The organism is Enterobacter huaxiensis, assembly GCF_003594935.2.
Classification (GTDB): domain Bacteria; phylum Pseudomonadota; class Gammaproteobacteria; order Enterobacterales; family Enterobacteriaceae; genus Enterobacter; species Enterobacter huaxiensis.
Genome location: NZ_CP043342.1, coordinates 3,846,545 through 3,860,081, shown reverse-complemented (window position 1 = coordinate 3,860,081; position 13,537 = coordinate 3,846,545). Strand labels below are relative to the sequence as shown.

At 52.9% G+C, this 13,537-nt stretch carries 12 protein-coding genes and 1 tRNA gene; 12 read left to right on the top strand and 1 reads right to left on the bottom strand.

All coding sequences use genetic code 11. From position 1 onward, the window contains the following. Positions 1-15 precede the first annotated feature (15 nt). A complete protein-coding gene (locus D5067_RS18460) occupies positions 16-732 on the top strand; it encodes a class I SAM-dependent methyltransferase (RefSeq protein ID WP_119935424.1) in 717 nt (238 codons plus the stop codon). On the opposite strand, the gene rnhA is transcribed toward D5067_RS18460, so the two are convergent. Next, positions 733-1,200, bottom strand: coding sequence for a ribonuclease HI (rnhA, locus tag D5067_RS18455; RefSeq protein ID WP_119935423.1), 468 nt, complete (start codon positions 1,198-1,200; stop codon positions 733-735). Positions 1,201-1,264: 64 nt separating this feature from the next. Between rnhA and dnaQ the strand changes: the two genes are divergently transcribed. From dnaQ to D5067_RS18400, 11 genes are all read left to right on the top strand, one after another. Further along, positions 1,265-1,996 (top strand): DNA polymerase III subunit epsilon, encoded by a 732-nt coding sequence (gene dnaQ / locus D5067_RS18450; protein WP_199746126.1) that lies wholly within the window; start codon positions 1,265-1,267, stop codon positions 1,994-1,996. A gap of 132 nt (positions 1,997-2,128) precedes the next feature. Beyond that, a tRNA-Asp gene (locus tag D5067_RS18445) sits at positions 2,129-2,205 on the top strand. Between the two features lie 560 nt (positions 2,206-2,765). Further along, positions 2,766-2,957, top strand: coding sequence for a DUF4762 family protein (locus tag D5067_RS18440; protein WP_119935421.1), 192 nt, complete (start codon positions 2,766-2,768; stop codon positions 2,955-2,957). Positions 2,958-3,097: 140 nt separating this feature from the next. Continuing rightward, positions 3,098-3,769, top strand: coding sequence for a DsbA family protein (locus D5067_RS18435; protein WP_119935420.1), 672 nt, complete (start codon positions 3,098-3,100; stop codon positions 3,767-3,769). Positions 3,770-3,771: 2 nt separating this feature from the next. After that, positions 3,772-4,719 (top strand): lysophospholipid acyltransferase family protein, encoded by a 948-nt coding sequence (locus D5067_RS18430; protein WP_119935419.1) that lies wholly within the window; start codon positions 3,772-3,774, stop codon positions 4,717-4,719. A 61-nt stretch (positions 4,720-4,780) separates the two neighbouring features. Then, the gene (locus D5067_RS18425; protein WP_119935418.1) at positions 4,781-6,922 is read left to right on the top strand and encodes a peptidase domain-containing ABC transporter; all 2,142 of its coding nucleotides are present in this window, start codon (positions 4,781-4,783) and stop codon (positions 6,920-6,922) included. A gap of 23 nt (positions 6,923-6,945) precedes the next feature. Further along, positions 6,946-8,106 carry an efflux RND transporter periplasmic adaptor subunit gene (locus tag D5067_RS18420; RefSeq protein ID WP_119935478.1) on the top strand — a complete coding sequence of 387 codons (1,161 nt, stop codon included), beginning with the start codon at positions 6,946-6,948 and terminating at the stop codon, positions 8,104-8,106. Next, the gene (locus D5067_RS18415; protein ID WP_119935417.1) at positions 8,099-10,045 is read left to right on the top strand and encodes an ABC transporter permease; all 1,947 of its coding nucleotides are present in this window, start codon (positions 8,099-8,101) and stop codon (positions 10,043-10,045) included. The genes D5067_RS18420 and D5067_RS18415 overlap by 8 nt, the downstream gene beginning before the upstream one ends. Next, positions 10,042-11,436, top strand: a complete 1,395-nt coding sequence (locus D5067_RS18410) for an efflux transporter outer membrane subunit (protein WP_119935416.1) — start codon at positions 10,042-10,044, stop codon at positions 11,434-11,436. Before D5067_RS18415 ends, D5067_RS18410 begins: the two co-directional genes overlap by 4 nt. Before the next feature lie 3 nt (positions 11,437-11,439). Beyond that, complete coding sequence (locus D5067_RS18405) at positions 11,440-12,711, top strand: beta-ketoacyl-[acyl-carrier-protein] synthase family protein (protein WP_119935415.1); 1,272 nt, start codon at positions 11,440-11,442, stop codon at positions 12,709-12,711. Then, complete coding sequence (locus D5067_RS18400; RefSeq protein ID WP_160117935.1) at positions 12,711-13,523, top strand: MaoC/PaaZ C-terminal domain-containing protein; 813 nt, start codon at positions 12,711-12,713, stop codon at positions 13,521-13,523. Before D5067_RS18405 ends, D5067_RS18400 begins: the two co-directional genes overlap by 1 nt. Positions 13,524-13,537: the final 14 nt, after the last annotated feature.

Genomic DNA, 13,537 nt, shown 5'->3' with positions numbered 1-13,537 from the left:
GTGGCGGATGTGTTGATGAAACCGGCAAGGATACCTCAGACTGTCGCAGCACCGGAACGTTGGGCAGAATTGCCCTGGGGTGAATACTATCGCGAGGCATTAGAACTACAGCTTAAGCCCTGGCTCGCAAAAATGTATGGTTTTCACCTGCTTAAGATTGGCAATCTCAGCGCGGAAATCAATACCGAAAGCTGCGCTATCTCTCATCAGGTTAATGTTTCTCTCGATGGATCGCCCGTTCAGGTCAAAGCGGACCCGCTGCATTTGCCGTTTGCGGAGAAATCCGTTGATGCCTGCCTGCTTGCGCATACCTTACCCTGGTGTAGCGATCCCCATCGCCTGTTACGCGAAGCCGATCGCGTCCTGATTGATGACGGCTGGCTGATACTGAGCGGCTTCAATCCGCTGAGCTTAATGGGGATGCGTAAGCTGGTGCCGGTGTTACGCCGCACGCCGCCCTATAACAGCCGCATGTTTACCATGATGCGTCAGCTGGACTGGCTTTCGCTGCTAAACTTCGAAGTGCTCAGCTACGGTGGCTTTCAGGTGCTGCCCTGGGCGCGGAAGGGCGGGGTCGTGTTGAGCACGCATTTACCGGCCCTGGGCTGTATGCAGTTTATTGTGGCGCGTAAGCGAACAATTCCGCTTACGCTCAACCCAATGAAGCAGAGTAAATCGAAAACGCAGATTCGTCAGACCGTTGGCGCCACGCGGCAGTACAGAAAACCCTGATCAGGATTCAGGCTGGTAGCCTGTGTCCTCATGGGCCGGATTGGACGCAGCCGCACGCGCCAGCTCGTCGCAGCGTTCGTTTTCCGGATGGCCCGCATGGCCCTTGACCCATTCCCATTTGATTTGGTGCTGGCCTAGTGCCGCATCCAGACGCTTCCAGAGATCAACGTTTTTAACCGGCTTTTTATCTGCCGTTTTCCAGCCGCGTTTTTTCCAGTTGTGTATCCACTGGGTGATGCCCTGGCGTACGTACTGGCTATCGGTACTCAGTACAACGTCGCAGTGTTCCTTTAAGGCTTCCAGCGCGACGATGGCCGCCATCAGCTCCATGCGGTTGTTTGTCGTCAGGAAATAGCCTTCGCTAAAGGTTTTTTCGTGCTCGCGGTAGCGCATGATTGCGCCATAGCCGCCTGGCCCCGGGTTGCCGAGACAAGATCCATCGGTGAAAATTTCTACCTGTTTACGCATCTCTGGTAGACTTCCTGTATTCGAAACGTTCAGTAAAACGATAAGTCTGACATAAATGACCGCTATGAGCACTGCAATTACTCGCCAGATTGTTCTTGATACCGAAACCACCGGTATGAACCAGATCGGCGCGCACTACGAAGGGCACAAGATCATCGAGATCGGTGCCGTTGAGGTGGTGAACCGTCGTCTGACGGGGAACAATTTCCACGTTTACCTCAAGCCCGACCGGCTGGTGGACCCGGAAGCGTTCGGTGTTCACGGGATTGCCGATGAGTTTTTGCTGGATAAACCCACCTTTGCCGATGTCGCGGACGAATTCCTCGAGTACATCAAAGGGGCTGAGCTCGTCATTCATAACGCATCGTTCGATATCGGCTTTATGGATTATGAATTCAGCAAGCTGAACCGCGATATTCCGAAGACCAACACCTTCTGTAAAGTGACCGATAGCCTGGCGCTGGCGAGGAAGATGTTCCCCGGCAAGCGTAACAGCCTCGATGCGCTCTGCTCGCGCTATGAGATAGACAACACCAAGCGTACGCTGCACGGCGCATTGCTCGATGCCCAGATTCTGGCGGATGTTTATCTGACGATGACCGGCGGCCAGACGTCGATGAAGTTCAGTACGGAAAATGATTCCCAGCAGACGCAGGGTGAAGCGGGCATTCAGCGCGTTGTGCGTCAGGCGAGCCGGTTGCGGGTTGTTTTAGCCAGCGATGAAGAGCTGCTTAACCATGAATCTCGCCTCGATCTCGTGCAGAAGAAGGGCGGAAGCTGTATGTGGCGTGCATAACCGCGCGGCAGAATGCGTGTAAAATCGCCGTTTGGGTGATTTTTGCAGCAAACGATTCAAAAGCTAAGAAAAAGCGTTGACGAGTTGGGAGGCAGACCGTAATATTCGCCTCGTTCCCCAAACGGGAACAGTGGAGCGGTAGTTCAGTCGGTTAGAATACCTGCCTGTCACGCAGGGGGTCGCGGGTTCGAGTCCCGTCCGTTCCGCCACTATTCAGGGCCACGTTATTTATAACGTGGCCCTTTTCGTTTTCCTGATTTCATACAAAATCATTAAGTCCTGGCTTCTTCAGCGAAGTCAGAGCATGCCTGCGATCTCTCTTCACTCTCTCCTGCACTGAACCAGTCTCAGCACTTTTCTGTTCCGTAAAAAAAGTTTAAAAAAATTTCAGCCTAAAGATCCTCTAAACCCTGTTTCTTCCTAAGAAACATCCTGCCTGATTGGAAGGGAAGATCTTTAATAAGGTAAGGGAACTTTTTTATTGTCGGATAAAGGCTGTAGTTAATGTAAGAAATATCCTGCGGCAATGAGAGTGATGCTGTTTATTTTTGCCCGTCATCAGATCTTTCAGCATATTGCCTATTCCAAAAAACGCTACTACTATGCGCCCTATCCGATAATGAGGTCCTGAAATACAATACTTCAGAATTGTCATTATGGGATGCAGAAATGATAACGATACAGGTTATCTCTGCAGGCATGTATCTATATATGCCAAACGATAATAGCTCATACTACATACTTTAATATTTAAATAAGGAAATCACAGATGAAAAAAATCAATATGTCTGAAGCAAGCGCAGTTGTTGGCGGTACCACTACTTGTGTCAACAGCTTCGAACTGAATCTGGTTGGCGATGCTACTGTTTGTAATGCAGTGAAAACCTGTACTGACAAAAATGGCGTTGTGACTAAAACCTTCACGGCTGCAGCAATCATCAACTGCGGTAACGTAGGCTAAGAACTCTTTTAGTCGCATTTAATAAGAGTAATGTCTCAACGATTTATTCTTATGGGCGTTGTTTTATTAATACAACGCCCACGTGAAAATATTCTGTAACGCAGCCATCGTATTATAACATTCAGGATTGAACGCCTCACATGAAAAAAAGAATTCTCTACGTGCTGGCATATACCGTTTTTGTTGCGGTTGTTTCAGCGGTGATTACCACAGCCTGGTTCCATACTTTTGTCTTAAACCAAAGCAGTGATGATGGGCAGCAGGTGCTGACGTCAATTTCAGCTGAAAAACTGACCCAAAGCCCAATAGCTGATGGGCAAGACATTATTGAGATCTTCTCGTACGGTTGCCATTATTGCGAGATAAACGAAAAGAATGTCGAGGCGCTGGAAAAAAGTATGCCTGCCGGGAAAAAGCTGGTGCGCCTTCATTTCAGTCTGGACAACCAGGGCGGTCTGGCGCGCTATGCACCCGTCTTCGCAACCCTTCAGGTAATGGGCATTGAAGAAGCGTATCGGCAGAGCGCTTATGATGCCGTTATGAAGCATAAAATTGATTTAGGCGACCCGGCAAAGCGTGACGCATGGCTGGAAGACAATAAAATTGATGTCGCTGAATACCGTAAAATTAGCCAGTCCGCGGAAGTAAAAAAACGTCTGGATTATATGACTCGTGTTTCTCAATATTATGATATCAATGCTACCCCGACCTTTATTGTTGCTAAAAAATGGGTTGCTATTCAGGACCGTGATTTCCCATCATTTTCTGAAAAATTGCTCTCAATTTTGAAAACAGGTAAAGCACCGGAGTAAGTATGAAATTTTATGCCCTGTGGTGCGCGCTGTTTTGGCGAAATTTCACTGCCAGGTGCCAGTGGCTGGTATATAAACTTCAGCTGATTGGCTACAGGGCACATTGTTTATTATTCCGGCGCTTGCATTACCGTATTGTGTTTGGGTTTGCACATATCAGGCGATTTTTAAAACTAGTACCACGCAATGTGAAGCTGCGTGCAGCGGTTGCAGAGTCTAACCGCCAATGCTTACTCGATGATAAAAAGAAATTTGATTATGTCTGGCTGACTCAGAGAAGGCAGCTGCTGATTCAGGCTGTGACCTACGGACAAAACCGCCGGCTATTGCGAGAGTTGGCAGCCTGTTCGGCACAGCTTAATAGCGTTGTCGAGCCGCTTCAGCGGGCAGGGCAGCCGGTGATCCTTGCTCCACTGCATATGGTTTCGGATGTTTTGACTACGATGGTGGGGGCAGCGGCGTACCCTGGAAAAGCAACGGTGATCACCTCGCGCAGTGCGGACGCCCATTCCGAAGCCGAGCGACAGCTGGGAGGCGTAGATCTTACTTATTGTTCAATTCATGAAGATAATAAAAATATTGCCGGTAATTTAATGAAATCGGTGATGGAGGCGGCAGAAAACAAGCGCAATATTATTTTGTTCCCAGATATCACTCCCGACTTCACCCACTTTGCCACTAAAGATAAGGTTGAGAAATTACATTGCAACTTGTTTAATCGGCCGGCTTCTTTACATAGCGGGATTATCCGATTGGCCAGAATGATGTCGGCGCAGGTGGTGTTTTATCATCTCTATTTTGATAAGGGATTAAAGATATACATCCATAACCCTGTAACCGCAAAAAGTCTGAAGGCAGAAATGCCTCGTATTATTGAACAAAGTATTCGTGATTATTCGACTGACTGGATGCTATGGCATTCACACTCGCTGTTTTTTATAAATGATTAAAAATGTGTAAAAAGAAAATCAGCGTAACGAAAAATAAGAACCTGCGTGTTGAGGTGTAATTATGGACAATGTCATTCCAAAAATAGTTTATCAGGCTGAGACGAATGAATGTGCGCTGGCCTGTATTTCAATGCTGGCTGAAACGCAGGGTATTCATGCACCTCTGGAAGAGCTGCGCGAGCGTTTCCCTGCATCCTCTCACGGCACTGCGCTGTCAACGATGTGCGACATTCTGAGCGAGCTAGCCGTCCCGGCCTATCCGGTGGCGTTCGATTTGAACGAGATCTCCGAACTCCCTTTACCGGCCATTTTGCACTACGGTGCAAGCCATTATGTCCTGCTGGCCTACCGTCAGGGCAGCTATGTTTGCGTTATGAACCCCGCCATTGGGGAGCAGTTGCTTCCTGTCGCCGCGTTGAAAACAGAAATCAGCGGCTATGCGCTGGTACTCGACCAGGAGAGCGGCGGGGCCACACCGTCAGTGGATCAACAAAAGCGCACCCGTCGTTTCCGCGCGCTGGAATGTATGAGCCTGAAGCAGACTGCTGCCATTCCGGGTATTTACCGACTGATGCTGCTGGCATTTCTGGTCTCGCTGACCCTGTTTATCATGCCAATAATGGTCAGCACCGCCATCAACAACGTATTCTCGTCCGGAGGCGAAAAGACTTTCCCGTATTTTTATTACCTGCTGGCGTTTGTCGTGTCGACCCTGTTGGCCTTTGTTGTACGCAGCGTAACAGAGCGCTTTATCAAGCGATTTGTGGTGATGCAAAGCGTGAGCGGCTTTGCCAGCCTGTTAAGCAACTCGCTCTCCTTTTTTGAAAAGCGCAGCCCGGGTGAAATCTACAGCCGCTTCTCCAACTGGCAGATAGCGGCCGCTCAAAAAATCGAACTGGATAACGGCCTGCGAATCGACTGGGTGGTTGGCGTCATTGCATTAGCGGTGATGTGCTATATCAGCCCATTGCTTGCGGCAATATCTGCCGTGGGCGTGACGTTAATGGGGCTGGTTAGCGTATGGGCCATCTTCCGCGATCGTTATTATACGCAGCAAATTCAGGTTAAAAGTGCGGAGCAAAGCGACTTTCTGCTGGAATCTATCCAGGGCTTCGCGACGCTGAAATCGGCGGGCCTGAAGGGGCAGCGTCAGACGGATTTTGCCGGCTATGCGTTATCCCTTTTTGATTTCAGACAGAAACAAAAAGTTTATGAGCAGGTGAAAAGCAGTCTCTATCAGCTGATCGGCAGCCTTGAAATGGTCTTTTTCATGTTTCTGGCCTTACCGCTGCTGAAAGATAACCGTATCTCGTTAGGAGAGTTCTTCGCCTATAGCTTTGTACGCCAGATTTTTACCGCCTACATCACGCAAATCTTTTTCTCGATTCTTCAGAAGAACCAGCTGCATGTCATTGATACGCGTGCCGCTGACCTGTTCCCGCAGGTTAAAAAAGAGGGGGACGGTACTGAACTACCGCCTCTGGCACAGTTTACTCATCAGCTCAGCTACCGTGGGGTACAGTTTGCCTATGAGCCAGGTAAACCGGTACTTCAGGATCTTTCTCTGGAGGTCTTCCGTGGCGAAACGCTGGCCATTATCGGTGAGTCAGGGGCAGGGAAAAGTACGCTTCTGAAAGCGATTTCCGGGCTAATTGAACCTCAGGTGGGCGACATTCTGGCTGATGGACAGCCGGTGAGCACGCGTCAGGCGCATAAGCTTTTATTCCTGCAGAGCCAGGAAGACATTCTGTTCAACACCAGCGTCCTGCAAAACATCACGCTTTTTGATCGTCACCACGATGCCGTGAAGCAGTTGCGTATTGATAAATCCTTACGCGATCTGAACCTCGCCGAGGCGATCGATCGTCTACCGGGTAAACAAAATGCGCTGATTCGTGAAAGCCATCCCGCGCTCTCCCTTGGGCAGCGCCAGCGGCTGATGCTGGCACGTGCGATGTATAGCGATTGCCCGGTCATGGTGCTGGACGAGCCGACAGCCAACCTTGATGAACAAACCGCGTTGCAGGTGATGCAAACCCTTATTGACCACTGCAGTGAATATGGAAAAACGCTTATCACGGTAACGCACAGCGAAACGGCATTGCCTTTATTTGACCGCGTCTGCGTGCTGAAAGATGGGCAAGTCAAAACGTTCCTGCGCGAAGTCTCCGTTGCCAATGAGACTCAGGGAGAGCTGGCGTGAGCTTTTCAGTGAAGCAGTTCCCGATGCTGGCAACCCGAAACCGCAAGGCATTCCTTGCGTTGTCGGTGCTGGTGGTCATCCTGCTGATAGCCGGAGGGTGGGGAGTACATAACATGATGTCTGGCACCGCCGCGCCGGTAATCACGCACGTCATCGACCGTGGTGACATCGAAAAAACCGTGCTGGCGACCGGGATCCTCAAACCTTCAGCCCAGGTCAATGTGGGGGCTCAGGTTAACGGGCAGCTAAAAAAGCTGTATGTCCGCGCCGGGGATCGGGTGCGTAAAGATCAGCTGCTGGCTGAAATTGACCCCACGCTGCAGCTGAGCGAACTGCGTAAATCAGAGGCCGAGCTGGAGAGTGCAATCGCGCAGAAGCAGGCTTCACAGTTCACCTTAAAGCAGTATCAGCTCGAGCTTAAACGACAGCTGCAGATGGATCGTGACGGTTCGGGAATGAAAAGCAACCTGGAGCAGTCGCAGGCCAAAGTCGATACCCAAAAGGCGCAGATCAAAGTCAACGAGGCGCAAATCGTACAAGCGCAGATGGCACTGGAAACCGCGAAAGCCAACCTGGGATATACGCGCATCGTCGCGCCCGTGGATGGTCAGGTGTTGGGAATTGTCACCAAAGAGGGGCAAACCGTGGTCTCGTCACAAACGGCGCCGACCATCCTGGTGCTGGCAAATGTCGACACCATGACCGTACAAACTCGAATTTCAGAAACCGACATTCTCAAAGTTCATCCGGGCCAGCCGCTGTCGTTCTATGTCGTTGCCGAACCTAAACATCGTTATCACAGCGTTATGGGCGCGCTTCAGGATGCCCCCAACGACGCTTTGCAGGATGAGAGCGTGAGCGCGCAGTCACAACAGCCTTCCGCTGTGTATTACAACGGTGTATTTACCGTGCCGAACCCTGAGCATCTTCTCCGTACCTCAATGACGGCACAGGTGTTTATCGTCACCGAGCAGGCCAAAAACGTGCTGCGGTTGCCGGTGATGGCCCTCGGCCAGCCGCAGGGGGGAGACAGTTACTATGTCCAGGTGATGAAGGGCGATATCCCGGAGCAGCGGCTCGTTCGCGTCGGGATTAACGACAGACAGTATATCGAAGTGATCGATGGCCTTCATGAAGGCGAACGCGTGGTGATGCAACCTTCCGCAGGGACCGCAAATGGCTAACTTTCCGGTTATCGAGCTTTCGCATATTTCTCGTAGTTTCGGTTCAGGCAATGCGGCCGTCACCGTATTGAAGGATATTTCCCTGCGCGTTAATGCCGGCGAGATGTTAGCCATTATTGGCGCATCGGGATCGGGAAAATCGACGCTGATGAATATCCTTGGCTGCCTGGATAAGCCGTCGGAAGGCGAAATGCGCATTATGGACGTGTCTACGCAGGTGGCCAGCAGTGAACAACTGGCCCAGCTTCGCAGCCAGTATCTGGGGTTTATTTTTCAACGCTATCATCTGATGCCCTATCTGACGGCCATTGAGAACGTCACGATCCCGGCGCTATATACGGATATGCCCGCTCACGAACGTCAATCGCGGGCTGAGTCTCTGCTGAACCGTTTAGGGTTAGGTAACCGCCTGCACTACCGGCCTGCCCAGCTTTCGGGTGGTCAGCAGCAGCGCGTCAGTATCGCGCGCGCCCTGATGAACGGCGCGCCTGTGATCCTCGCCGATGAGCCTACCGGTGCGCTGGATAGCACCAGCGGCAAGGAGCTGATGGCGATTTTGCATGGTCTCCATCAGTCCGGGCATACGCTGATTATCGTGACCCACGACCGAAGCATTGCAGAGCAGTGCCAGCGCATCGTTGAAATCCATGATGGCCAGATTGTCGCCGATCGCGTCAACCCGGCTATACCGCAGGTGACATCTCAGGGGTTACCGACCATTACCACCACCGGGCGAACGCCGCTCTGGCAGAGCATAAAAGAGGCTGTGCGTATGGCGTGGCGCTCTCTTTTGGGCCACCGTATCCGGGCGTTTCTCTCCATGCTCGGCATTATTATCGGCATCTCTTCAGTCGTCTCTTCCATGGCGGTGGGTGAGGGCGCGCGGCAAAATATTCTTAGCCAGATAAGCCAGCTTGGTACAAGCACCATCGAGATCCAGCCCGGACTGGGGTGGGATCAGCCGCGTCCGGACTTCGAACGCTCATTGACCCTCGATGATGTAGAGCTCCTCGGCAAGCAGCCTTTTATCGATAGCCTTTCACCTGTCGTCAGTAAGACCGTAAGAGCGATTCGTGGAGGCAAACAGGTACTGGTTTCACTGTCGGGCGTCAGCAACGGGTTCTTTCGCGTGCAGGGTCTGCATTTTATTGCCGGAAACCGTTTTACGCCGCGCGATCTCGACGATCGTGAGCCGGTGGTGATCATTGATCCCAACATCAGCAGCACGCTGTTTGGCGAGGGGAAGGATCCGCTGGGCGACATCATCCAACTGTCCGGCGTCCCATTCCGAATTATTGGCGTGGCGGATAAAAAAGGGCCGAAGTATATCGGTGAGCAGCTCGCCGCATGGATCCCCTATACCTCCCTGCTGGAACGTATGTCAGGTGATACGCCGCTGCAGTCAATTACGCTCCGTATTGCTGACGGCTACCCCATTGAAGTCGCTCAGCAGCAGGTTGAACAACTGCTCGACTCTGCCCATGGCAAGCGTGACTTCTTTACCATGACCAACGATCAGCTGACGAAAACGATCCGCAAAACGTCGGAGTCGATGACGCTGCTGATCACCGCGATTGCGGGGATCTCTCTTCTGGTCGGGGGCGTTGGCGTGATGAACATCATGCTGGTCTCCGTGACGGAAAGAACGCATGAAATTGGCATTCGTCTCTCGGTGGGGGCCCGCCCGGTAGACATCATGCGGCAGTTCCTGATCGAAGCGATGGTTATTTGTACGCTTGGTGGTCTGATCGGCATTATCGGCTCAGGCGTGGCGGGGCTGATCTTTTCTCAGATTACCCAGGAATTCACCATGATTTTTACCTGGCCACCGATCCTTCTGGCCTGCGGATTCTCCGCGCTGATCGGGCTGGGATTTGGCTTTTTCCCGGCACGCAATGCTGCCCGTTTGCACCCGACGGAGGCGCTGGCACGAGAATGAATACATTTACGCTATCCGTAACGGCGGCGATGGCTATGCTGCTTGTCGGCTGTGGCCAGGCACTGAAAAGTGAATATCAACGGCCGCTACTTTCCGTCCCCGATGCCTGGCGCGTGCAGGATACAGGTGAAGGCGTGGCGCATTTTACCCCTCACTGGTGGGACAACTTCGGCGATCCGACGTTATCAAATCTTATTGTTGCCAGCCTGCAATCTAATAACGATTTGGCGCTGGCAGGCATCAAGCTTAAGCAGGCGCTACTCGCAGCAGGTATTTCAAATCTTAATGTGACGCCGGATTTTTCCGCCAGCGCCAGCGCAAGTAATACCCAGAATTTGCGACGCAATACGACACCCGCGGAGAGTTACAGCAATGCTCTGTCGGCCTCGTATGAGCTGGATCTGTGGGGAAAGCTGGCGCGCACGCGTGAGCAGTCCGACTGGCTGGCCAAGGCATCGGAACAAGATTTGCGGGCCACCGCCCTGACGCTGATTGGCACAACGTCCCAACTCTACTGGCAGATAGCCAGCCTGAACCAGCAAATCGCCAATATGCAGCGGAGCCTGCACATTGCTCAGGAAACGCTGAAGATGGTGACTTCTCGCTGGCGCGCCGGCGATCTCGGCCAGCTTGATTACCTGCAGGCGCAGCAAACCGTTCTCAGTCGGGAGGTAAGCCTGCAGGATCTCTCTCAGCAGCGTGATGAAAGCCGTAATGCCCTCGCGATTTTACTGAGTCGTCCACCGGGTCAGTACCCTGCACAACGAGATGGGCTGGATATTCATCAAAGCGTGCCGGTGGCCCAGCGCCTGCCGCTGGAGGTTATTGCCAGAAGGCCAGATGTTCATTCAGCAGAACTTAATTTACGTGCTGCGCTGGCCGGTTCGGATGTTGCGCACCTGAGCTTTTATCCCTCTCTGACGCTGAATGCGTCGCTCAATGCCGGGGCGGCCATTTTCCAACAGTGGTTCAGTAATCCGGCAAGAACGTTGGGTTCAGCCCTGGATCTGCCGTTCATCCAGTGGAACAAGGTACGCCTCACCATCGAACAGTCCGAGCTGGATGTACAGACCGCGGCGATCCAGTTCAGGAAAGCCTCCTATAGCGCATTGCAGGATATCGATAACGCAATGTCGCAGCGCCTGACCTGGCAGCAGGAAAAACAGCGTCAGTTGGACGATCTGGCGTTAAGCCAGCAGCGACTGACGCTGGTGGAAAGCCAGTATCGCCACGGTGCCGTGGTGTATCAAACGCTGCTGGATGCGCAAAACACGTTGCTGGATAGCGAAAACGCGCTGGTGAAAACCCAATACAACTATCTGTATTCCACGATGAAACTCTGGCTGGCGCTGGGGGGTGGGGAAAACGACACCGTGAATCAACAAGGATAAATCATGCAAACGGATATTTTACAGACCTCGAAAAGGCCACGCCGGGTGGTGGTCACCGGCTATGGCGCGGTTACCCCATTGGGGATGAATTCCGCTGAAAGCTGGGCGGCCATCATGGACTACAAGCCCGGGTATCGCTATTGCGACAAATCGGCCGCCGGGATCAAATCTCGCTTTTACGGGCTGATCGATGAGGAACCTTCGCTCAAGGGAGTGCCCGCTGCGATCCGTCGTCGACTGCCGCGTTTTGCGCGCCTGACGTTGGCCTCTGCGAGGGAGGCGATGCAGATGGCCTTTGGCGACGAAAAACCCGAGCACTATTACGATCTGCGCGATTGCGGCGTCATCATGGGCACTGGCTGGGCGGGGCAGGATGAAACCCAGATTCATTATGAAGACTACATGCGTACGGGGGTGGGATCGCCCTTCGGCTGTTTCTTCTCAATGCCTAACGCCGCCACCGCTGCCGTCAGCCTTCTCTGGGGGCTACGCGGATATCAGAACACGCCGGTAGCCGCCTGCGCTACCGGAACCATCGCCATTGGGGACGCATTTGAGCTGATCCGTAACGGCTACGCAAATATGATGCTGGCAGGGGCGGGTGAGTCCCTGCGCTCGGATTCGGCGGTGTGGAATATTGACGTTCTTGGTGCGCTGGCGAGTGAGCAAGAGGAACTGACCCGTGCGTGCTGTCCATTTAGCCAGCATCGTAACGGTTTTGTTCTCAGCGAAGGCGCTGCGGTCTTATGTCTGGAGGAGTATGAGTCAGCCATTGCGCGCGGCGCAACGATCCTTGGCGAAATTCTCGGGTACGGGAATTACTCTGATGCCTATGATTTTACCGCTCCGGCCGAGGATAAAATTGCCCGGGTGCAGACCATCCGGCGTGCCCTCAGCCAGGCCGGCGTTGAGGCCAGCGATCTGGATTACATTAATGCGCACGGCACTTCAACTCCGCTAAACGATCTCAATGAGACCGAGGCCATTAAAATTGCGCTGGGCGCAGAGGCGGCCTACGCCACGCCATGTTCGAGCACCAAATCCTATAGCGGGCATCTGATTGCCGCAGCGGGCAGCTTTGAATCCATCATTTGCCTGCAGGCATTGCAGCAGCAGATTATGCCCGCTACCTGTCATCTTGATGCGCCCGATCCGGCATGCGACCTGGATTATGTCCCCAATATCCATCGTCCCGCCGCGCTCTCACTCACGCTCAATTTGAGCTTCGGATTCGGCGGCGCAAATGCGGCATTGGTTATCGGACGGGGGCAATAATGTCCCTGTACTACACGCTGCGCGACGCCGAACGCTGGGCCGCATTTTCCGGTGACTACAATCCTATCCATTTTGATGCCGCTGAGGCGAAGCATCTTGGCATGGAGGACGTCTGCGTGCACGGCATGCGCGCGATGCTTGAGGTGAAATTGGGCCTAAGCCAGGCGCTGGAAAAACAGACGTTGTCCTCAGCCGGTCTGCTTTTCAACTGTCGGCTGTGTGAACCCGTGCTATGCGAACAACCCTATCAGATAGCGTTAAGCGAATCACAGCCTAAAGGTCTGCAGCAGGTCTCCGGCACGTTACGCCATGCTCAGACCCAGGCGCTCAGTATGAGAAGCAAGCTCGGTGAGAGTCATGCCCTGGTGTTAGCCCCAGCCACGCGAGCGAACACGCTGGGAAGGGAAGAATTATCAACGCTGTTTCAGCAATTCCAGACCGTTGAACCTCAAACAGCCCCGCAGTGGAGCTTTTATGACGCGGTGCTTTTTCGCCAGCTGGTAAACGCCACGGAAACGCTTGAGACCGTACAGCGTATTATCGCCGGGCATGAGGCGGCGAGGCTGAGCGACATTTTCAGGCTTGTGCGGGTGGTACAGACCCACCACGAAACTCGTTTTTCGCCCCTGCTGCTCGAGCCTGCAAGCGAAGGTTCAGCCTGTGAACCTTTACATTACTCCGTCCTGCCGACGCTGGTCATGGGCGAAAAAGAGGCTGGACTGGTTCTGGTTGCAGGCATTCAGGCATGGCGGGCCAATCATCCGCTGATATCAGTGTCGGCAACGCTAAAAACCGGCCCGCTGGCTGAATAAGACATAACAACATT

Bases quoted from the DNA above. Each gene is read 5' to 3' on its own strand.
- D5067_RS18460 (WP_119935424.1), top strand. From the start codon at position 16: ATGAAACCGGCAAGGATACCTCAGACTGTCGCAGCACCGGAACGTTGG.
- rnhA (WP_119935423.1), bottom strand. From the start codon at position 1,200: ATGCGTAAACAGGTAGAAATTTTCACCGATGGATCTTGTCTCGGCAAC.
- dnaQ (WP_199746126.1), top strand. From the start codon at position 1,265: ATGAGCACTGCAATTACTCGCCAGATTGTTCTTGATACCGAAACCACC.
- D5067_RS18440 (WP_119935421.1), top strand. From the start codon at position 2,766: ATGAAAAAAATCAATATGTCTGAAGCAAGCGCAGTTGTTGGCGGTACC.
- D5067_RS18435 (WP_119935420.1), top strand. From the start codon at position 3,098: ATGAAAAAAAGAATTCTCTACGTGCTGGCATATACCGTTTTTGTTGCG.
- D5067_RS18430 (WP_119935419.1), top strand. From the start codon at position 3,772: ATGAAATTTTATGCCCTGTGGTGCGCGCTGTTTTGGCGAAATTTCACT.
- D5067_RS18425 (WP_119935418.1), top strand. From the start codon at position 4,781: ATGGACAATGTCATTCCAAAAATAGTTTATCAGGCTGAGACGAATGAA.
- D5067_RS18420 (WP_119935478.1), top strand. From the start codon at position 6,946: ATGCTGGCAACCCGAAACCGCAAGGCATTCCTTGCGTTGTCGGTGCTG.
- D5067_RS18415 (WP_119935417.1), top strand. From the start codon at position 8,099: ATGGCTAACTTTCCGGTTATCGAGCTTTCGCATATTTCTCGTAGTTTC.
- D5067_RS18410 (WP_119935416.1), top strand. From the start codon at position 10,042: ATGAATACATTTACGCTATCCGTAACGGCGGCGATGGCTATGCTGCTT.
- D5067_RS18405 (WP_119935415.1), top strand. From the start codon at position 11,440: ATGCAAACGGATATTTTACAGACCTCGAAAAGGCCACGCCGGGTGGTG.
- D5067_RS18400 (WP_160117935.1), top strand. From the start codon at position 12,711: ATGTCCCTGTACTACACGCTGCGCGACGCCGAACGCTGGGCCGCATTT.